Below are 18,691 nucleotides of genomic sequence, written 5' to 3'. Positions count from 1 at the left end.
TTTTGGGGCTGGTCGAAAATAGCCTATTTAACTATCGTTTTGTAGTTAGTATAATCGGTCTTCGGAGGCTATTTTCGGGAAAGGGAGATTCACCAATGGCCGTAAAATCATCAATTTCTGATCTCGATGCGCAGATGGAGAAGTTGCGAGAACGTCGGCGAATTCTGATAGTTAAATCGGCGGAGCGGTTTGCCCGCGCGGCGACGAAGTCCGGGCTGGCGGAAATGGAGATCGCCGACGAGGAGGTCGAGCGGATCTTCGAAGAGATCGCCGCTCGATTTCGCAAAGAGGAGAAGAAAGGCACTAGTGCTGCATCTCCTCAAACGCGTCGACCAGCAGTTGATGGCACTGGATCGACGTCGGAGGTTTTACATGACGGCTGACCGCAAGAAGGAAGCACGCGAGAAACTCCTGCTTGGCGGCATCGTCGTGAAGGCTGGTCTGTCGACGGCCGACCGGGCTTTTCTTCTGGGTGGCCTCATCGAACTGGCAAGAGTGATAGCGGGATCGGCCGAACATAGGCGGTTGCGCGATATCGGCAAAGAGGCGTTCAGGCGCCCTTCGCTCAGTCCGTCCACACCGCGCGTCGAGGAGACCGCCGGATGGCGCTGAAGGGTCGATTGCATCCGAGCCTGCTGCTGGTCTTCGTGCCGATCGCCGTAACAGCGATCAGCGTCTACATCATCGGCTGGCGATGGCCGGCACTGGCCCACGGCCTCTCCGGCAAGATCGAATATTGGTTCCTGCAAGCGGCACCCGTGCCGGCGCTCCTGTTTGGGCCGCTCGCAGGACTTTTGACCGTCTGGGCGTTGCCGCTGCATCGCCGGCGGCCAATCGCCGTGGCCAGCCTCTTGTGCTTTCTCGTCGTCGCCGGTTTTTACGCGTTGCGCGAATATGGACGCCTCGTGCCATCGGTGGAGCGCGGCATCGTCACCTGGGACCAGGCGCTTTCCTATCTGGATCTTGTTGCCGTCATCGGCGCCCTGGCGGGCTTCATGACTGTGGCGGTTGCCGCCCGGATCTCCGTCGTCGTGCCCGAGGCAGTCAAACGGGCAAGGGGCGGAACCTTTGGCGATGCCGATTGGCTTTCAATGTCGGCGGCAGCAAGGCTCTTTCCGCCCGACGGCGAGATCGTTGTCGGCGAGCGTTACCGCGTCGACAAGGAAACCGTCCACCAAGTGCCCTTCGATCCGAAGGATCGCAGCACGTGGGGACAGGGCGGCAAGGCGCCACTCCTGACCTACAGCCAAGATTTCGATTCCACCCATATGCTCTTCTTTGCCGGATCGGGCGGATACAAGACGACCAGCAACGTCCTGCCGACCGCACTGCGTTATTCCGGCCCTTTGATCTGCCTCGATCCTTCCACCGAGGTTGCGCCGATGGTGGTTGAGCATCGCACCCGCATTCTCGGGCGCGATGTCATGGTGCTCGATCCGACCAACCCAATCATGAGCTTCAATGTCCTCGACGGCATCGAGCATTCGATGCGAAAAGAGGAGGATATCGTCGGCATCGCCCACATGCTTCTGTCCGAAAGCCTGCGTTTTGAATCTTCAACTGGCTCCTACTTCCAGAACCAGGCGCACAATCTCCTGACCGGACTGCTCGCCCATGTCATGCTGTCGCCGGAATATGCCGGCCGGCGAAACTTGCGCAGCCTGCGCCAGATCGTTTCCGAGCCTGAACCTTCCGTGCTCGCTATGCTGCGCGACATTCAGGAGCACTCGGAATCTGCCTTCATCCGTGAAACGCTTGGTGTCTTCACCAACATGACCGAACAGACCTTCTCCGGTGTCTATTCGACGGCGTCGAAGGATACGCAATGGCTCTCATTGGATAGTTACGCCGCGCTTGTCTGCGGCAACGCCTTCAGGTCGAGCGATATCGTATCGGCCAAAACGGACGTGTTCCTCAATATCCCGGCGTCGATCCTGCGCTCCTACCCCGGCATCGGGCGTGTCATCATCGGCTCTCTGATCAACGCCATGGTTCAAGCCGATGGCGGCTTCAGCCGTCGGGCGCTCTTCATGCTCGATGAGGTCGACCTGCTCGGCTACATGCGCGTGCTGGAAGAGGCACGCGATCGCGGCCGCAAGTATGGCATCAGCATGATGCTGCTCTATCAATCGGTCGGCCAGTTGGAACGGCACTTCGGGAAGGATGGCGCGACGTCATGGATCGATGGCTGCGCCTTCGCCTCCTATGCGGCGATCAAGGCCCTCGATACGGCGCGCAATGTTTCTGCCCAATGCGGGGAGATGACCGTCGAGGTTCAGGGGCGGTCGCGCAACATCGGCTGGGACACGAAAGGCGGCGGCACGCGCAAATCCGAGAGCGTCAATTTCCAGCGCCGGCCGCTGATCATGCCGCACGAGATCACCCAGTCGATGCGCAAGGACGAGCAGATCATCATCGTTCAAGGCCATAGCCCGATCCGCTGCGGCCGGGCGATCTATTTCCGGCGGAAGGATATGGACGAGCAAGCAAAGGCCAATCGCTTCGTGCGGAGTTGACGAGCTTACACGTTCAGCGCCGCCGCCCGAGTTGCGTTGGGCGGATGCGAGACCCTTGATTCCATCATGGCGGCAATCGATCTTCTCGGGATTATCGTTCTGTGCACCGAGTTCGTACGCAAACGTTAATTCGAGTTTTCAGGGCCTGCTCAACGGAATCGGCTGACCTCCGTGGCCGACTTGCGGCGACGGATGAATTCACGCAGCAGCGGCAGGAAGAAGGCTTTGCTGAAGCGGCCGGTTGGCGGCTCAGGCTCCAGATAGTATGAGTTTCCGACGATGTCGGTATTGAACTCATCGAAGATAATCCAGAGCCTGCGATCAGCATCGAGGCCAGCGCGGCGCTTTTCGATAGCCGGCACTTCCACGGCAAACCGCGACGCCTCCGGCTGCTTGGTGGTAACGGGAAAGAAGAGAACCAGATCACCATCGGGCCGCGGCATTCTCACGCCGACGGCTACCGGCCGCTCCTTGCGTCCTTCCGTCTCTCCACGCCCAGCCTCTCTCGCCCACAGATAAGGATAGCGTATGACGCTTGCGGTCTGGATCAACTCGTAGTTCATGAGCGGCCTGCCTCGTCCTCGCCTGCGTATGCCTCGACGGCGTTTTCGAACTCGGCAACCAGTTCATCAGGCATCGTTTCGATGGTCCCCACGGTACGCCGGTCCGACTGCTTCATCAGCCGTTGGTAGTCTTCGATATTGAGGAGGACCAGTCGGGGCTTATTCCGCTGGGTGATGGTCACTGGATGGCGTAGAGCCTCGGCGATGATGTCGCCAGACTTACGGGAGAGGTCGCTGGTTGAATAGGAACCGCTTGACTTAGGCATATGGGTTTCCTTTGGGTCTCTTAGTTGCTGTATTTGTTGCAACATACAGCATTTACAACAATGTTGCAAATTTGCTGATTTGACGAGTTGCGGCCTTGCCTAGGAGGGAATTGCGGCGTCCAGCAGTGCGCACCGCATGAACGGGGATGCCAGTTCCCAGGGTGATGTCCTAAATAATCGACCGAATTCTTCGTCGGTCAACCTAACCAACGTCGGAAGCCGGATCTCGACTCCACCCTCATCCGCCGTCAAAACGTTGATCCAGTCGCCGCCGTTGATGCGGTACTCATGTGTGTCGAAATCAATTTCTAGCTCGTCCAGCAAATTGATGGTGAAACGCCCGAAAATCTCGTTCTCGCCCTGCATCTGATATTCGGCGAATTCATCCTCTCCGGTGAGAAACCTTCGTTCCAATGCCATCACCATCAGGATCCGAGCGATTGCAGCTTCGAGCCCTTCAATCAGGCGATCATGAAGTTCTTGAGAGAAACCGCTGTTGTAGCCGAAGCGGTTTGCGACGACGACAAGCCCAAAACCGGCAAGCTTGGCGTAGGGCATGAGGTTCTGATCGGTTGTCATAATGTGATCTCCTTCTTGATGACGGAGATCGGCCACTCCCTGGCAAAGAGGGGGGAGACAGTGCCGTCCTTGACGCCGGATTTGCTAGAGTAAAATCGGACGTCAGAGAGAGAAGAGACCCGCGACCCCAAAGGGGTTGCGACCCTTCCGGCGTCAGCCGGCGGGGATCTCGAGGGGAACCCTCACAGGCGGACGGGCCGGTCGATCCGGGCTGGCTGCCTCGGTGTACAGTGAGAAAGAGCCGCCTTACGGCAACTCCTCTCCGGTCTGTTTTGCAAGTTCGGCGCGCGCGGCTTCCAGCTCCGCCTCGATGCGGCGACGCTCCTCAGCGGTCGGCGCTTCCCTGGCTTCAAGGCGCAGTTCCTCGATGGTGCATTCGATGTTGAAGGCGTTTTCGTTCGTCATCGTCATCTCCTTGTTGACGTGAAAGATGACGCCGGCGGTCGTGAGGATCGGGTCGGGTCAAGGTTCGCGTCAGCGACCGGCGGAGCCGGCGCGCGGAGGTGCCAATTTTTCCGCAGCGGAGGGAACCGCAGTGAAGGCAAAATTGGAGGGGCAGCGCGACCTTGAGGCGGCACGGTCCTCATGGCAGACTTGGCGAACTGAGCAGACAATCCACGTTTCGTTTGGCACCGAATACAGGCGGTGGGCAAAGCCGACCGCCTCAGGAGCCGCCACTGCGAAAGCCGGCCCCGATCGCTCGAGGCCGGCTGCTGGTCGTTCAGTTCGGGTTGTTCCAGAGGATAACCTTGCGGTTCGGCTCGCCGCCGGGGGCTTGTGCGAGATTGCCGAAGATTACGCCGATCTCCGGGGCCTCCAGCTTGACCGAGAGGTATTCCTCGCCGGTCAGGCGAGCGATGCGGTTCCAGCCCGCGCCGATCTCGAAGCCGGTCTTACGGTGGATGATGAGGTAGTCGGGTGCTTCATCGTTCGCCTTGCTGGCGTTCGGGACGATGGCGATCGGGGCGTTGACCCGGATGGTGGCGAAGATGCCTTCGAGGGTGCCGTCGCTCTTTGCGGTGAGGGTTGCGATCGTGGTGGCCATGGTACTGTCTCCTTCGGTTGCTCGGGACCATTCCCGATGGCGCCCGAAGAAGGGGCCGAGCCGTAGGCGTCACCGGAGCGCCAGCGCAGGGGAACCCCTTGCGGGTTGACGCTGATGGCGGCCGGTCCCTTAGAAAGGCGGCATGGAGAAAGGGAATGGTCTCACGCAACCGAAGGGCGGGACAAACCATCACGTCAGCCCGGGTCGCGGCTCTACAAGAGGGCTAGGAGCTCTTAGAGTGCCTCGCCGCCATTCTGCGTAAAGCTCTCATCCCGCTCCTAATCACCGCAAGCGAGAGGCGCGCGCCAACTGCCCAATGGTACGTTGCCAGTCGGTGAGATCGGCGCGGGCTGGAACCGCAGCGCTTCCTGCAGGCCGCAGGGCATGCCGGGTGGAGTTGTTAGCTCGAGGGGTCGAACACGTGATCCTTCGTCGACTTGCCCTGGTCCCGGTTGACGCATCCGACAGTATTCCATCGGGAGATCCAACCGTCAGCGCCCGGCCACACCGAGCGACTAGGGCCGGCTTCGTCGAGCGTTCTGCGCCGTCCCAAACGCGCCGACACATCACAAAACGGAATCCATCGGCTGCAAAGGATTCAAAACTCTCGTTGGACAGGATCGGTCCCCACGGGAATGATCCCCGGCATGAGCCGAATGTCGTTCCACCTCTACTGCCAGCGCATTGATGCCAGCCGCGACATGGCGCGCTATTACATGCTCGCGATCCAGCCTACCTTGTTCGGCGAAACCGCGGTCGTGCGCAGCTGGGGACGGATCGGCAGACGCGGCGGCGAGAGGACCGACGTGTTCGAGACCGAACGGGAAGCCATCGCGCATTTTCTCGAACTTGCGCGCCGGAAGCGTCGGAAGGGCTATAGGCCGGACCGAGGCTGCGATGCCATCGGGAATCTGATCTGATCGCGCGATGCATATCCGCGCGTTCGCGTCTTAGAGCAGCGCGGTAGCCGCCCGCGCAAAGGATCGTCACGCCTTCAGGCGCGAACACTGCACCGCAGGCTTCGTGAAGCTGGCTCGCCGGCGCAATAGAGCCCGGTCCGGCGAAAACGCCGGATGCGCCCCTCGGCCCTTGAAATTGATGGCGACACATGACATGTAAGGAACGACAGATGACGCAGGAGAAAGATCATGGCCATCGCCGCAAAAGCACCTTCCTCCGGAGCAGGCGGTGAACTGCAAAAAATTGAAGCACTGCTCGGCGGCTCGCGCATTCTGTCGCGTCGCCTGACCAATGCGCTCGACGCGCATGAGTTGCTTCTGCATGGTCTGCCTGCCTCGGCGCTGGATTACCTTGTCGGCAATCTCGTTGTCATCGCCAAGAATGAGTCCCTCGAAAAGGCGGTGGGCATGAGCTTGCGCACCTGGCAGCGGCGGAAGGACACGCCTTCCAAGCCGCTCAGCCAGGAACAGAGCGGCCGCGCTTGGAAGTTTGCTGAGATCCTCGCAAAGGCAACGGATATCTTCGGATCGCAGGCAGAAGCCGAACAATGGCTGGAGCGTCCCGCGGTCGCGCTTGATCAGCGCCGCCCGATCGATCTTCTCGGGACGCCCGCCGGCGTCGAGCTTGTCGAGGATCATCTCGACCGCCTGGAATACGGCGTCTATGCATGACTCTTTTGCCAATCGCGCTCGGCGGGACCGAACTGGTCGCGTGGCGGCTCGATCAGGTTGTCCATGCGCCGACATGGGATAGCGGGGAAGGCGCCTATCGGGTTGGCGGCCGCTGGAACAGCAAGGGGATTCACGCGGTCTACTGCTCGCTCGATCCCGCGACGGCGATCCTTGAAGTTGCGGTCCACAAGGGGTTCCGGGCGCTCGACACCGTGGCACATGTGATGACGGCAGCTGTCATTGCCGATGCCGGCGATGTCCATGTTGTCGATCCGGGAAGCGTGCCCAATCCCAGCTGGCTGCGCCTGGGCATTCCCGGCGCGGGACAACAAGCCTTCGGAAACGATCTGCTTCGACAGCATCGTTTCGTCGCGATCCCGAGCGCGGTCTCGCCGCATAGCTGGAACCTGATTTTTCTGGCAGGCGGCGCGGCGGGCGCCTATGCGCTGAAGTTCCAGGATGCTTTTGCTCTCGATACACGATTGCATCCACCCACGATATGAACGAGCCCGATTGCGTCGCCGCAACCTGCGACGCGATCTCATTACCATCCGGCTTTCCCCCGCACGAAGGAAAGCGCTCACTTGCCATCCTCCGCGGCTTGCCAGACCGGGAGTCCGAGCCGGCGGGCCTTGTCGGCGCGATTACCTGTGATGCCGGAGCCGGGAAAGATGATAACGCCGGTCGGCATGACCGAGAGCATCTCGTCATTACGACGAAAAGGAGCGGCCTTGGCGTGCTTCGGCCCAGCAGGCGGCGACGCGCTCAGGCCCTTCGGCGAGCCACCCTTGCGCTTCTAGGCGCGCAGCCTCATCTCCAATATACTGACTTTTTTAAGGTAGTATGAAACTGGAGTCCGTGCTACATTTTCGCACCCGGCTCGGCTCAGCAAAAAGTGATTGAGGGCGATGTGCGAAAGTTTCTGATCGGCGAACAGGCGTTCGATGAAGACGCTCCGGAGCTTCGGGCTCGCCTCGAACAGGCTTACACGCACAACGTCCGGCCACTTTGCCAATGCAAAGACCCGCCGCTCCCTATGTACATCGCGCGCGTCGACGCTCTCCATGTCATCAAGCGCATGCCGCTTTCGGGGCATCGTCATCACCCCGCCTGCCCTTCCTATGAGCCGCCCTACGAGCTATCGGGCCTTGGATCCTTGATCGGCAGCGCGATCCATATCGACGCAAATGGGAAAGCCGCCCTGAGGCTCGATTTTCCTCTGACAAAGAAAAGTGTACGAAACACGCCAGCGCTCTCAACGCACGCGTCTGAAGCCGCGCTCCGCAACGAGACGAAGAAGCTCTCGTTGCGCGCCGTCCTGCATTATCTCTGGGAGGCAGGGGAACTTACGGAATGGCGCGCGTCGTGGACCGGCAAGCGCGGTTGGAGCCGGGTGCGGGCAAGTCTTCTCAACGCCGCCTTGCAGATGACCGCGCAAGGGGACCCGTTAAGTGACATCCTGTTCGTGCCTGAAGTGTTTCATCAGGAGGACCGCGAGGGAATAGCGGCGCGGCGGGCGGCTGCGCTTGCTGGTGCCCACGCCTCCCGCCCGGGGCCCCGGAAGCTGATGGTGACCGTGGCGGAGGTCAAGGGGTTCGCCGCAGCCCGCGTTAGCCGGAAAATCGTCGTCCGCCACCTCCCCTTCCCCTTCATAATCGAGGAGGGTACGTGGAAGCGGTTGGGTGCCAGATACGAGACGGATCTCGAGCTCTGGCGATCGAGCGAAGACTTCCATCTTATCATGATTGCGACCTTCGGGATATCAGACACCGGGATCGCATCCATCGAGGAGATCGCCATGATGGTGGTCAACGAGAACTGGATTCCGTTCGAGAGCGTCCATGAGCAACATCTCCTGGAACGGCTTTCAAGGCTGAAGCGAAAGAGCGTGAAAGGCTTGCGTTTCAATCTCTCCCGCGAGCAACCGGTCGTTTCTGTAACCCTGCCGGAACAACGCCCGGCTCCCGTTGCAATGTTCATCGTGCCTCCCGGCGCCAGCGAAGATTTCGAGAATGCGCTGGCTGAGATGATCGACGCAATACCGGAAATCACACCCTGGATCTGGCACGTCACGGAGGGGGAGATGCCGAGGCTCCCCTGAAGCGAAAAGTCTTGATTTGCCTATGCTGACGAGGGGATTTGATCATCAGGCATATGCTCCACACCGACGGCACGGAGGATCGACGGTCTAGTGCCCTAGGCAGAGGGCCCCGCACCGCGCTCGCGAGGCTTTCGGCGCTACAGTGGTCCCCGTCTGCATGGTTGAGGAAGAGACGGCTCACGCCGCCGCCTCCTCGTCGAACTCCGGCTGCAAGGAATGCAGGTAGTCGACGGCCCGCTGCGCATGCGCTGCCGCGGAAAAGATGGCGCGCTTGTCGTTGCCAAGAACCTTAAGCCAGCCATCGAGATAGCTTGCGTGGTCGGGGCGTGGTTCGAGCTCGGGGACGATGCCAAGATCGGCGCAGAGAAACGAGCTGCCGAGTTCGGCAATCAGTTCTTCGCGGGCGCGTTCGCTCCTGTCTTTTGCGTAGCGGCTGAGATCACGATCAAGCCGTCGCGGTGCCCCGGTCCAGTGCGTCATCTCGTGACTGAGGACGGCGACATAGGCGGCATCGTCCCGGAAGGCATCCAAGCATGGCATCTGGATGTAATCACGAATGGCAGCATAATAGGCAGCCGATCCGCCATGCCGGATGAGTGCGCCGGTATTGGCAAAGAAGCGGCCGGCATCGCCGATCCGGCGCATCGGATCCTGGACAGGTGCGATCTCATGAAAGCGGTAAGGAAGACCGGCGATCTGATCGGCGTTGAACACGGTGTAGGTCTTGAGAAATGGAATGTCCTGTTCGATCTCCGTGCCTGTCTCGGTCGTCTCGGTGCGGATGAACGAACTGGCAAAGACTATGGTTGTGCCGGTTTCGCCCTTGCGGACGGCGCCGCCGAGTTCGATTGCCTGGCGAAACGTCATCCAGCGTGATGAGGCAAAGCCGCGGGCGATGGTTTCGGACCAGAGGAGCAGGACATTGATCCCGGTATAGGGTTGGCCATTGTGGCGCAGTGGCCGGCTGACCTCACTTGCCGCCTGTCCCGTCGTCCAGGGCCTGGTCCATGGCCGCACACCCTGTTCGAGATCGGCGATGATCCTGGTGGTGATGCGGCTGTAGATATCGGATCGTTGATTGGATGGTTGCCTGCTCATGTCTGAACCTCCGTTTCGAGGTCGCGGCCATCGCGACCTGCTACGGCGGTCCGAAAGCCGGGCGGCAAGTGCTGCCTGCACCCGCAGGGCCGCAACGCAGTGGAGGACGGCAAAGCCGTTGCCGGCGGCGCGAGCCTGGCAGGACCAGAGCCGGGGCAGGACGCGATGACTGCAATCTTAGTAGGAGGTTTTGACGGAGGCGGAAGTGGCAGATCAGCGAGTCGGCATCATGTCGCTCATATCGCCGATGAACCGCAGCGCAGATCGCTTGCTGGCCGGCCGCGCCAATGACCGGGCGATATCGGCGATGTCATCGCGCGAGGCAGTCGGCATTAGCTGCTAGGAAGCCGCCGTGACCGGGGTCCGCGCCTGTGCCAGTGGTCTGGACTTTCATCTTAGCGACGAGGCATTCTGCGCACTGTTTTCGCCCGCGGCGGCCGGTCGGCTACCAGTCATTCAAGATCAAGGTCGGTCATCCCGCCCTCAGGCGAGGGGCCGATCGGAATCGTGGCCCGCGCTGTTTGGCTCTACTTCCGCTTCAATCTGAGCCTGCGCGATGTCGAGGAAATGATGCTCGATTGCGGGATCGTCGTTTCGCATGAGACCATTCGCCGATGGTGCCGAAAGAACGGCCATTATGGGCGCCGCACACGCCATAAGGCGTCGACTGAAGACGATGTCTGGTATCTCGATGAAGTCGTGGTGCGCGTCAATGGCCAGAAATGCTGTGGAGAGCGTTTGATCAGGATGGATATGTGCTCGATGAGATCGTGCGGTCGCGCCGCAACACCAAGGCGGCCAAGCGCCTGCTGGCGCGACGCCTGAAGAAGCAGGGCATGCTGCCAAAGCGTATGATCACCAACAAATTGCGCTCCTACGGGGCGGCCCTATGACCTTACGAAGTAAGCAACGCACTTAGCGTCGATGTTCCTCCCCTTGAACCAACGCGAACACACAGTCGCTATCGGGACCAGGGATCAATCACTTTCAACCCTGTGGCCGCGAGGGCCGTTTGCGTCGGAGACGTACTCGCGCAGAACAAGCCTCTCAGCCGCCGGCGAAGCCCTCAGGCGGTAGATCTGGACGTCCTCACCGCAAAATTGGAGCGGAGACCGATCACAACGGCACGCGGACCTCACCGCGGCTAGGCAAATCGCGCCGGTCTCTAATCACCTTCTCCGAGGCGTTCCGTGAGAAACAAGTTTCGATCTTTGGCCCTGTGAGATAGACATCACAAATCCAAAAGCGCGCGTTCGGCTTCGAGCGTCGATACCCGGAGTTGCATCATGAAAATCGCGCCGCAGCAGCGGATCTATGTCTGCTTTTTTCTCTTCGCCGTATCACTTGGGGCGCTGCTGTCGAGGATGCCGGATTTGCAGGTGGCGCTTGGCGTCGACAAGTCAGAGCTTGGGTTGACGTTGATAGGGGCTGCGATCGGCGCCTTGATTTCGTTGACATTGTCTTCGCCCTTGATCGCCCGGCTCGGCGCGCGGACGACGGCATTCATTACCGTTCTCGGCACGTCTGCGTTGCTGTCGCTGGTGCCGTGGATCGGTGCGGCTCCGGTCGTGTTCTGTGTGCTCTTCGTCGAGGGGCTGCTTGCCGGGGCGCTGGAGATCAATCTCAACGTCGAGATCGACCGCATTGAAGCGCAGCTGGGACGCGGCGTGATGAACAGGGCGCATGGTTTCTGGAGCCTCGGCTTCTTCGTCACGGCGCTTGTCTCTTCGGTGGTCCGCCAAGCCGGTATTTCGATGCAGCTCCATCTCGCCATGACCTTTGCCGCGGTGCTTGTGCTCGGCATGTGGGCGATTTCCGGCATGCGCAATGCGCCGGCGCGGATCGCGTTGAACGAAGGCAAGGTGCCGCTGGTAGCGCTTCCCACCTGGGGCCTCATGCCGCTCTGCGTAATCGGCATCGCGGCCTTTCTCGTCGAAGGTGCCGGGATCGACTGGTCGGCGATCTACATGCGCGACGTGTTTTCAGCCGAGCCCTTCATCGGCGGACTGGGATTGACACTCTTTACCTTTTGCATGGCGCTGGCGCGCCTGTTCGTCGATCCATTGGTCGATCGGTTTGGCGCGCGGGCCGTCGCCACGATGCTGCTTGTTCTTTCGGCGATCGGCATCTGCGCCGTCTGGGGCGCGCCGCATGCCTATGTCGCGCTGACGGGCTTTGCCCTGATGGGCGCAGGCTGCAGCGCGGTCTATCCTCTCGCCGTCTCGGCGGCGGCCCAGCGCACAGATCGCGCGGCCCATCTCAACGTCGCTGCCCTTGGCCAGATGACCTTCGTCGTCTTCTTCCTGGCGCCGCCGCTGCTCGGTTTCATTGCCGAACATGCGGGCATCAGGACATCCTATCTCGTCTGCCTTCCGTTGATCATCTACGCGCTCTTTTCGGTCAAGGTGCTTGCTACGCGCCGGGCTGCCTGCGACGTCAGCGTTGCGAGCGTTCGGAGGGTCAACGGGTGACGGATCGAGCTGCCGGTTTCGGCGGCTCGATTGGTTCAGCGAAAAGCATAGGCGAGCACGCCGTAGCGGCGTGCTCGGTGCTCCCTTGACATGTATACGTTTGATGTCCGTCCGAGCGGCTGGATGTCATCCCGGCGCAGTTCCGCGTGATCGTCACCCGTCGCCCCTATACGCCTGCCGTGTCTGGATCGATGGTGTTGTTCAGGCTCAGGCTCCTGCAGGATTGATCCAGGCTGGATTGCCGACGGAGACGACCATCGCACATGTCCTAGTGTCCAAGCACGCCGACCCGCTCTATCGGCGAGCCCAGATCAAGGGGCAGCCAAGGCATCGATCTCAACCTCTTGATTAGCAAGGTGCTGCCAAATGACCTGTATGGCATCGCCCAGCTACCACCGTGAAGATGTGGATCGCGCTCCGAACCTCGTCATGTCTCGAGCTGCTAGGCGCCAACTCAATGAGACTTCGCAGGTAGTGGAAAAGGGCGAAAATCGAGACGCTCATCGCGCTTCAGACATTGAGGGGGTTGGGACGAGGATGGAGTGCGCGAGGCAACTGAGCGCCGGTGACGGGCAAGGCGTAAAGAGCCGGAGCAGGAACCACCTGTCCCGACTATCGGCGCGCCTCCATCGTCATCTTTCTGAAATCTCGTGGATGGTTTGCTTGCCGCCTCGATGAGACCGCCATATAACGCGCGATGACGTTTGATTCGAAGATTTTCGTCGGCCTGAGGCCAACGAGCAAAAAATCGGCTCCGCTCCGCGAGCCTTACCAGTCGAAATGCCAGTGGGACGGTTGCGAAAGCGGCGGCACCAATCGTGCGCCCGTCGGGCGAGATGCGGAAGGATTATACCTGGTGTTCTGCGCGCAACATGCGAGGGAATACAATAAGGGATATAATTTCGCGAGCAATCTGTCTGATCCAGTGACCGCCCGCTATCAGAGGGAAGCAGCAAACGGCAGCCGTAAGACGTGGGGGACCCGCGTTGATCAGGCGACAGAGATGCCGCTTCCTTCGACCGTTCGCTCCGGTACGGCAAAAACCCTTAACGCTCGCAAGATTGCTGCTCAACATCAAACAACGAAAGCTGATCTTCAGCGACGTAAGCTCAAGGTATTGGAAGCAAAAGCCTTCGAAACGCTCGGCCTTTCGCAGGACGCGACGTCTGAGGAGATTAGACGACGCTACAAGCAGATGCTGAAGATGCACCATCCAGATGCTAACCGAGGAGATCGAAACTCCGAAGATGAACTCCGGGCGGCAATCGACGCCCATAAGATTCTCAAGTTGAACGGGTTCTGCTAGGCGGGAGGTCTCGTCGCGGCCAGATGGGAGGGCCTGCCGAAGCATGTTGCGACTGCCTTGATGGCCGCTCGAACATTAGCCTCTGCGATTTGCAAGCCAGGCTGGATGGCCGCCTTGCACCAGACGCGGTCACGACCATGCCCGGGCGCGCGCAAGACTATTGGCGCGCTCAATGCCGGGGCACCCGAAGCGCGGCAATATCGGCAACAGGCGTCGCAGACCCGACAGTCCACCGGCTGCCCATGCTAGATGATCATCGCGTCGAGCGGGGGGAACGCGGTTGCCAACAAAGGCCGATCATCATGACTAGCGTGCGAATCCCGAGTAACGTTCTCGTCGCCGTCATGATCGCCTGCGTCGGCACGTGTTACGGCTTCGGCCTCAGCCTGTTTCCCCAGATCATCCCCGACATGCGGAAAGATCTTGCCTTCGACTATGCGTTCGTCGGCACTGTCACCGGCCTAGTCCAGTTTTCCACGGTGGCATTTGCCGTGCTCGGCACCTGGCTCGTCCATCGCATCGGTGCAGCGCGGACGGTGGTGGCGTCCGTGTCGCTCTGCGGGCTTTGCCTGTCGGGCATCCCCATCATCGACAATCTCTATGTTGTTGCCGGGCTGCTGATGGTCGCCGGCGCAACGGGCGCATCGACCTTCGTGCCGATGATTAATCTCGCCTCGCGGGTGGTGGGAGCTGAACAGCGCGGCTTTGCCATGAGCCTGATCTCCAGCGCGCCGGCCTTTGGCGTCCTCATCAACAGCGCACTCGTGGCCGCATACGCCGGAAGCGGCCACTGGCAGATGGTCTGGTACCTCACGGGCGCGGCCACGATTACACTGGCCATTGTCACCCACATTCTCTTCGGGCGGGCCGGCCTCTTCGACAGCGGGACAAGTCACGAAACGCGCGCGCCTACTGCCGGCAGTTCAGCAAGCCTGCGCTCCATCATGCCATGGGTGGCGCTGATCTTCGCGCTCGGCTTCATCAACGGCCTGATGCCATATCCCTATCTCACCTATCTCTCGCCGTTCCTGCGCGAGGAACTCGGCTATTCCGTCGGCTTTGCCTCATGGCTCTGGGCAACGATCGGGGCGGTGGGGATCAGCGCAGGCTTCGCCATTGGCACAATATCGTCGCGCCTCGGAGCGCGCCATGCCATGCTCGCTTGTTACTCAAGCTTCCTCGCCGCCGGCGCCCTCGTAGTCCTCGATCCCTCCATGGAACTCTCGCTCCTGTCAGGCATCTTCTTTTCGCTGGGTTTTTATCCGATCTATGGCCTGCTGCCGGCCTACGTCTCACATCGCGCCACGCCCCGCGTCGCGGTGACTGTCTTAGGCATCTGCACCGTGTTCCAAGGCATCGGCGGCACCACAGGGAACTTCTTTGGCGCCGTGATCAAGACATCGACCCAGAGTTTCAGCGGCATCTATCTCGCCGTTGCAGTTACGGCCGCCGTCGCGGCGGCGATGACGATTTTGCTGCCGAAGGACCAGAGTGTGCAGGCCGAGTAGCATCTGCCGATGCTGCCGCTGCCGGGCACAAGGGCTATTATATGTTAGCATCTTCGCCGCAATCGCCGCCTGATTTTTGCCGGTCAGGCCTTTTCGAAGAGCGGCGAGATCATACGGCAACTCGCCCCTTGCCGAGATGCTTGATCGCTTGTTCCAGTGGCCGCCGGCCATCGCAATAATCGTCCCAGGCCGATGATTTCGAGAGGATGGTCGGGACGGTGCGGATGGTGAAGCGCTTCGGGTCGAGATCCGATTTGACCTGTGTCCATGTCAACGGCATCGAGACGGTGGCACCCGGCCGGGCACGGGGCGACAAAGGTGCCACTGCCGTCGCCATCCGGTCATTGCGCAGATAATCGAGGAAGATCCGGCCATCCCTCAGGCTCTTGGTCATCTTGATCAGATAGAGATCGGGATTGTCACGCGCCATCTGCTGGCAGACGTCGTGGGCAAAACCCTTCGCTTGCGCCCACGAAAGCGGCTTGCGCTTGTTGATTGCGAGTGGCGTGACGACGTGCAGGCCCTTGCCACCAGTGGTCTTGCAAAAGCTGACCAGGCCCAACTCGTCGAGACGGTCCCGCATTTCGCGGGCTGCCGAAACGACCGCGGAGAATGGCACGTCCGGACCTGGATCAAGGTCGAAGACGAGCCGGCCCGGCACCTCAGGCTGATGCGGTTCACAATTCCAGGGATGCAGCTCGACGCCACCGATCTGCGCGACGGCAGCAAGGCCTTCGACGCGGTCGATCTGCAAATAAGGCTTTTTGTCGCCGAAGACCTTCACCAGTTCAAGCAGGTTGGAGGTGCCGGGCATCGCATGGCGCTGGAAAAACTGCTCGCCACCGATGCCGTCGGGCGTCCGGATGATGGAACATGGCCGTCCCTTGATGTGCTCGATCAGCCAGGAACCGACCATTTCGTAGTAACGGGCCAGTTCCTCCTTGGTGACAGGTTTGCCATCATTGGCATCAGGCCATAGCGGCTTGTCGGGGTTGGAAATCGTCACGCCCATGACCTCGGCCTTGGCGCCCTTTCGCCGGACCGGCATGGCCTTCGTCTCCGCCACCGGCTGCGGCACGTCTGTCTGCGCGGGTTTCGCCGGCCGTTCGGCCTTGACCTCCTTGGCCGGCTTGTCCGTGCGCAGCCCTTTGAAGGCCGCCTGCCGGACAATACCGTCGGCCGTCCAGCCTGCGAATTCGATTTCCGCCACGAGCTCGGGCTTCAGCCACGTGACCTCGGCCTCCTTCTTCGGCGCGCCGATGCCGGTGAAGGGCGATTTCGCCGTCTCGAGCGCTTTCAACTTCGGAAGCAGCGTTTCCACTTTCTTTGCGCCATATCCCGTGCCGACGCGGCCGACATAGACGAAGTGGTCGCCGTGATAGACGCCGACCAGCAGGGATCGGAATTTCCCGTTGGTCTTGGCATAGGCGCCGATCACCACCTCGTGGCCGGCGCGGCATTTCGACTTCGCCCAGTTTTCGGTGCGGCCGGATTGATAGGGTGCATCGGCCTCTTTCGAGACGATGCCTTCCAGTGAGAGCTTGCAGGCAGACCGGAGAACTGCATCACCGCCCGTTTCGAAATGCTCGACGAAACGGATGCGCGGATCGCTGCCGGCGTCGGACAGAAGCCTTTGAAGCCGCGCCTTGCGCTCGACGAGCGGTAGAGATCGCACGTCCTCGCCACCCTCATAGAGAAGGTCGAATGCGAAATAGACGAGTTCGCCGGTCTTGCCTTCCGAAAGGGCCGCCTGCAGGGCCGCGAAATCAGGAACGCCATTATCGTCGAGGGCGCAGATCTCGCCGTCGATGATCGCATCGGGCAGTGTCGATGCCGCCTCGGCGATCTCGGGATATTTTGTCGTCCAGTCGAGCCCTTTCCTGGTCTTCAGCGTCGCCTCCCCGTCCAGTACGCGCATCTGGATACGGTAGCCGTCGAACTTGATCTCGTGAATCCAGCCGGTGCCGGCGGGCGGACGCTCCAGGGTCTGGCAGAGCTGTGGCGCAATGAAATCCGGTAGATCAACCTTTGTGGCCGTTTTCGCCTTCCGATCAGCTCCAGTGTCTTCTTTTCGCTCTTCGGCAGCCAGTCCGTGATTGCTGTCCCAGACGGCATCGGCTTGAACGTCGCCGCCCTCGACCATGAAGGGCTTGGGCTTTCGTCCCTTGCCGGCGGCAATCATTTCCATGGTACGGCCAGAGGCAACTGATGTCTGGTTTTCCTCAAGTGTGGCCGCGCCGTTTTCCTCGACCGAGAATTCGTCGTGGTGCTTGATCAGCAGCCAGTTTGTCCGGCTGCCACGGTCGCGGTCGTTGCGCATGCGCACCAGCACGAAGCTGCCATGCAGGCGTTTGCCTTCCAGCGTGAATTTGAAATCGCCTTTCGCCAGCGCCTGCTCCGGGCTCTTCTTTCCTTCCGGCTCCCAATAACCGCGATCCCAGAGCATGACAGTGCCGCCGCCATACTGGCCTTTCGGAATGGTGCCTTCGAAATCACCGTAGTCCAGCGGGTGATCTTCCACTTCGACGGCCAGCCGCTTGTCGTGCGGATCGAGGGACGGGCCTTTGGTGACAGCCCAAGACTTGAAGACGCCGTCGAGTTCGAGGCGCAAATCGTAATGCAGTCGGGTCGCGTCGTGCTTCTGGATGACGAAACGACGACGGTTGCTGCGCGCGAGGCGCTTTTCGCCGCTCGGTTCGGCCGTTTTTTGAAAGTCGCGCTTCGATCGATAGGTCGACAGTTTATCGCTGGCCATGGTCGTTCCCGAAACAGTCCCGACAGCGAAATGCCGGCTGGCACTCAGAAGTTCCATCACGGCGTTCGTCCAGCCAAATAACGGGAAAAGCGGCGCTTATGCTAGACCTCGCCTCATCGGAGGCGAGGTCATCGATTCTCCTTTAATTGGCAACGAGACGCGCTGGCCGAGCCGGATGCGTGGTCGGCTTTCTCTTCCACGGGGCCAGAACGGATGGCATGCCCGCTTCGAGGCAAGCCGCCACGAAGGCTTCGCGCGCGACGATGCTGGGAATGCTGCCGTTGAGGACGCCACGACACGTTTTCACTGCGCGTTGATGGCGCTCACCATGACGCAGCGGCCATTCGTTCTCGAGAAAATCCAAGGCGTCGTATGCGCCTGCGAAGGTGCGCTCCAAACCGCACTGCAGCCGGATTCTCACCGGCTGGGTCCATAGAACATCGTTCAGCGGCATCTTTTCCTCCTTTCATGCCACCAATGGTCCTGATGAAAATGATATTGTGGGGGGTAGCCGATCGTTCAAGGCCCGTCAGACAAATCCCCTTGGTGATCAACGGGCCGTTCACCATTGCGCCTGCGATTGCCCGGCGGGGACATGCGTGAAAAGTCGATGGGCATCACACGGTCAAGAACGGCGCGCCTGTTGGCGTGACTATGAGAGCGCCTTTTCAACAATCGGCCTTAGAAAATGCCGTTCAGAAAACGGCAGCTCATCAATGGTACACCCAATTTTAGCACTCTAGTGTCCAGAGTGCCAATTTTTGTCTGGGGTGCTCTTGAACCCTGAAAACTCCGCAACCAAATCAGTTTCGTCAGCCGCCACTAACGGGGCTGAATTGGTGGAGACGCAAG

18 protein-coding genes and 5 pseudogenes are annotated in these 18,691 nt (G+C 60.5%); 13 read left to right on the top strand and 10 right to left on the bottom strand.

The annotated features are described in order from the left end of the window. Nucleotides 1-95: 95 nt before the first annotated feature. From AB8B31_RS27455 to traG, 3 genes are read left to right on the top strand one after another with little or no spacing between them, the layout of a single operon-like run. A complete protein-coding gene (locus tag AB8B31_RS27455; RefSeq protein ID WP_018245173.1) occupies nt 96-383 on the top strand; it encodes a TraC family protein in 288 nt (95 codons plus the stop codon). Then, nucleotides 373-612, top strand: a complete 240-nt coding sequence (locus AB8B31_RS27450) for a conjugal transfer protein TraD (RefSeq protein ID WP_018245174.1) — start codon at nt 373-375, stop codon at nt 610-612. The genes AB8B31_RS27455 and AB8B31_RS27450 overlap by 11 nt, the downstream gene beginning before the upstream one ends. Beyond that, nucleotides 603-2,516: a Ti-type conjugative transfer system protein TraG gene (gene traG / locus AB8B31_RS27445; RefSeq protein WP_018245175.1), complete on the top strand. Its 1,914-nt coding sequence runs from the start codon at nt 603-605 to the stop codon at nt 2,514-2,516. Before AB8B31_RS27450 ends, traG begins: the two co-directional genes overlap by 10 nt. 149 nt (nt 2,517-2,665) lie before the next feature. On the opposite strand, the gene AB8B31_RS27440 is transcribed toward traG, so the two are convergent. From AB8B31_RS27440 to AB8B31_RS27420, 5 genes and pseudogenes are all read right to left on the bottom strand, one after another. Next, a complete protein-coding gene (locus AB8B31_RS27440) occupies nt 2,666-3,079 on the bottom strand; it encodes a hypothetical protein (protein WP_018245176.1) in 414 nt (137 codons plus the stop codon). Further along, on the bottom strand, nt 3,076-3,345 hold the full coding sequence (locus AB8B31_RS27435) for a type II toxin-antitoxin system prevent-host-death family antitoxin (RefSeq protein ID WP_018245177.1): 270 nt from the start codon (nt 3,343-3,345) through the stop codon (nt 3,076-3,078). The genes AB8B31_RS27440 and AB8B31_RS27435 overlap by 4 nt, the downstream gene beginning before the upstream one ends. Before the next feature lie 52 nt (nt 3,346-3,397). Next, nucleotides 3,398-3,924: pseudogene (locus AB8B31_RS27430) on the bottom strand (hypothetical protein). Nucleotides 3,925-4,170: 246 nt separating this feature from the next. After that, the gene (locus AB8B31_RS27425) at nt 4,171-4,329 is read right to left on the bottom strand and encodes a hypothetical protein (RefSeq protein ID WP_018245178.1); all 159 of its coding nucleotides are present in this window, start codon (nt 4,327-4,329) and stop codon (nt 4,171-4,173) included. A gap of 316 nt (nt 4,330-4,645) precedes the next feature. Next, nucleotides 4,646-4,969, bottom strand: coding sequence for a DUF736 domain-containing protein (locus AB8B31_RS27420; RefSeq protein ID WP_131598903.1), 324 nt, complete (start codon nt 4,967-4,969; stop codon nt 4,646-4,648). 635 nt (nt 4,970-5,604) lie between these two features. Here AB8B31_RS27420 and AB8B31_RS27415 point away from each other — a divergent pair. From AB8B31_RS27415 to AB8B31_RS27405, 3 genes are all read left to right on the top strand, one after another. After that, entirely contained in the window at nt 5,605-5,889 is a 285-nt protein-coding gene (locus tag AB8B31_RS27415) for a WGR domain-containing protein (protein ID WP_018517764.1), read from the top strand. Between the two features lie 228 nt (nt 5,890-6,117). Then, nucleotides 6,118-6,600 (top strand): type II RES/Xre toxin-antitoxin system antitoxin, encoded by a 483-nt coding sequence (parS, locus tag AB8B31_RS27410; protein ID WP_018245181.1) that lies wholly within the window; start codon nt 6,118-6,120, stop codon nt 6,598-6,600. Beyond that, nucleotides 6,597-7,103 (top strand): RES family NAD+ phosphorylase, encoded by a 507-nt coding sequence (locus tag AB8B31_RS27405; RefSeq protein WP_018245182.1) that lies wholly within the window; start codon nt 6,597-6,599, stop codon nt 7,101-7,103. Before parS ends, AB8B31_RS27405 begins: the two co-directional genes overlap by 4 nt. A gap of 77 nt (nt 7,104-7,180) precedes the next feature. Here the strand turns inward: AB8B31_RS27405 and AB8B31_RS27400 are convergent. Further along, a pseudogene (locus AB8B31_RS27400) lies at nt 7,181-7,387 on the bottom strand (hypothetical protein); the annotation flags it as partial. Between the two features lie 123 nt (nt 7,388-7,510). Between AB8B31_RS27400 and AB8B31_RS27395 the strand changes: the two are divergent. Continuing rightward, complete coding sequence (locus tag AB8B31_RS27395) at nt 7,511-8,701, top strand: DUF1173 domain-containing protein (RefSeq protein WP_026188652.1); 1,191 nt, start codon at nt 7,511-7,513, stop codon at nt 8,699-8,701. A gap of 177 nt (nt 8,702-8,878) precedes the next feature. Here the strand turns inward: AB8B31_RS27395 and AB8B31_RS27390 are convergent, their stop codons facing one another. Then, the gene (locus AB8B31_RS27390) at nt 8,879-9,799 is read right to left on the bottom strand and encodes an ArdC family protein (protein WP_018245186.1); all 921 of its coding nucleotides are present in this window, start codon (nt 9,797-9,799) and stop codon (nt 8,879-8,881) included. Between the two features lie 205 nt (nt 9,800-10,004). Here AB8B31_RS27390 and AB8B31_RS27385 point away from each other — a divergent pair, with 205 nt between their 5' ends. Next, complete coding sequence (locus AB8B31_RS27385) at nt 10,005-10,142, top strand: hypothetical protein (protein ID WP_155256964.1); 138 nt, start codon at nt 10,005-10,007, stop codon at nt 10,140-10,142. Between the two features lie 131 nt (nt 10,143-10,273). After that, nucleotides 10,274-10,686: pseudogene (locus AB8B31_RS27380) on the top strand (IS6 family transposase); the annotation flags it as partial. A gap of 123 nt (nt 10,687-10,809) precedes the next feature. On the opposite strand, the pseudogene AB8B31_RS27375 reads toward AB8B31_RS27380, so the two are convergent. Then, nucleotides 10,810-10,919: pseudogene (locus tag AB8B31_RS27375) on the bottom strand (DUF4105 domain-containing protein); the annotation flags it as partial. 166 nt (nt 10,920-11,085) lie between these two features. Between AB8B31_RS27375 and AB8B31_RS27370 the strand changes: the two are divergent. The 4 genes and pseudogenes from AB8B31_RS27370 (at nt 11,086) to AB8B31_RS27355 (ending at nt 15,084) form a co-directional block, all read left to right on the top strand. Continuing rightward, a complete protein-coding gene (locus AB8B31_RS27370; protein WP_018245188.1) occupies nt 11,086-12,270 on the top strand; it encodes an MFS transporter in 1,185 nt (394 codons plus the stop codon). 110 nt (nt 12,271-12,380) lie between these two features. Continuing rightward, a pseudogene (locus AB8B31_RS27365) lies at nt 12,381-12,583 on the top strand (IS66 family transposase zinc-finger binding domain-containing protein); the annotation flags it as partial. Between the two features lie 384 nt (nt 12,584-12,967). Then, complete coding sequence (locus AB8B31_RS27360) at nt 12,968-13,576, top strand: J domain-containing protein (RefSeq protein WP_018245189.1); 609 nt, start codon at nt 12,968-12,970, stop codon at nt 13,574-13,576. A 302-nt stretch (nt 13,577-13,878) separates the two neighbouring features. Next, a complete protein-coding gene (locus AB8B31_RS27355) occupies nt 13,879-15,084 on the top strand; it encodes an MFS transporter (RefSeq protein WP_018245190.1) in 1,206 nt (401 codons plus the stop codon). A gap of 109 nt (nt 15,085-15,193) precedes the next feature. Here the strand turns inward: AB8B31_RS27355 and ligD are convergent, their stop codons facing one another. Both ligD and AB8B31_RS27345 read right to left on the bottom strand, forming a co-directional pair. After that, nucleotides 15,194-17,839 (bottom strand): DNA ligase D, encoded by a 2,646-nt coding sequence (ligD, locus tag AB8B31_RS27350; protein ID WP_026188653.1) that lies wholly within the window; start codon nt 17,837-17,839, stop codon nt 15,194-15,196. Nucleotides 17,840-17,981: 142 nt separating this feature from the next. After that, nucleotides 17,982-18,293: a DUF982 domain-containing protein gene (locus AB8B31_RS27345; protein WP_018245192.1), complete on the bottom strand. Its 312-nt coding sequence runs from the start codon at nt 18,291-18,293 to the stop codon at nt 17,982-17,984. Between the last annotated feature and the right edge of the window lie 398 nt (nt 18,294-18,691).

It is taken from the genome of Rhizobium sp. 62_C5_N11_2, assembly GCF_051811185.1.
Classification (GTDB): domain Bacteria; phylum Pseudomonadota; class Alphaproteobacteria; order Rhizobiales; family Rhizobiaceae; genus Rhizobium; species Rhizobium leguminosarum.
The sequence above is the reverse complement of the archived record's forward strand: the minus strand, read 5'-3'. Positions and strand labels throughout refer to the sequence as shown.

Coding starts and splice junctions, on each gene's coding strand:
- AB8B31_RS27420 (WP_131598903.1), bottom strand. CDS start 4,969: ATGGCCACCACGATCGCAACCCTCACCGCAAAGAGCGACGGCACCCTC.
- AB8B31_RS27425 (WP_018245178.1), bottom strand. CDS start 4,329: ATGACGAACGAAAACGCCTTCAACATCGAATGCACCATCGAGGAACTG.
- AB8B31_RS27390 (WP_018245186.1), bottom strand. CDS start 9,799: ATGAGCAGGCAACCATCCAATCAACGATCCGATATCTACAGCCGCATC.
- AB8B31_RS27435 (WP_018245177.1), bottom strand. CDS start 3,345: ATGCCTAAGTCAAGCGGTTCCTATTCAACCAGCGACCTCTCCCGTAAG.
- AB8B31_RS27405 (WP_018245182.1), top strand. CDS start 6,597: ATGACTCTTTTGCCAATCGCGCTCGGCGGGACCGAACTGGTCGCGTGG.
- AB8B31_RS27370 (WP_018245188.1), top strand. CDS start 11,086: ATGAAAATCGCGCCGCAGCAGCGGATCTATGTCTGCTTTTTTCTCTTC.
- AB8B31_RS27360 (WP_018245189.1), top strand. CDS start 12,968: ATGACGTTTGATTCGAAGATTTTCGTCGGCCTGAGGCCAACGAGCAAA.
- AB8B31_RS27355 (WP_018245190.1), top strand. CDS start 13,879: ATGACTAGCGTGCGAATCCCGAGTAACGTTCTCGTCGCCGTCATGATC.
- AB8B31_RS27415 (WP_018517764.1), top strand. CDS start 5,605: ATGATCCCCGGCATGAGCCGAATGTCGTTCCACCTCTACTGCCAGCGC.
- AB8B31_RS27440 (WP_018245176.1), bottom strand. CDS start 3,079: ATGAACTACGAGTTGATCCAGACCGCAAGCGTCATACGCTATCCTTAT.
- traG (WP_018245175.1), top strand. CDS start 603: ATGGCGCTGAAGGGTCGATTGCATCCGAGCCTGCTGCTGGTCTTCGTG.
- parS (WP_018245181.1), top strand. CDS start 6,118: ATGGCCATCGCCGCAAAAGCACCTTCCTCCGGAGCAGGCGGTGAACTG.
- ligD (WP_026188653.1), bottom strand. CDS start 17,839: ATGGCCAGCGATAAACTGTCGACCTATCGATCGAAGCGCGACTTTCAA.
- AB8B31_RS27455 (WP_018245173.1), top strand. CDS start 96: ATGGCCGTAAAATCATCAATTTCTGATCTCGATGCGCAGATGGAGAAG.
- AB8B31_RS27450 (WP_018245174.1), top strand. CDS start 373: ATGACGGCTGACCGCAAGAAGGAAGCACGCGAGAAACTCCTGCTTGGC.
- AB8B31_RS27345 (WP_018245192.1), bottom strand. CDS start 18,293: ATGCCGCTGAACGATGTTCTATGGACCCAGCCGGTGAGAATCCGGCTG.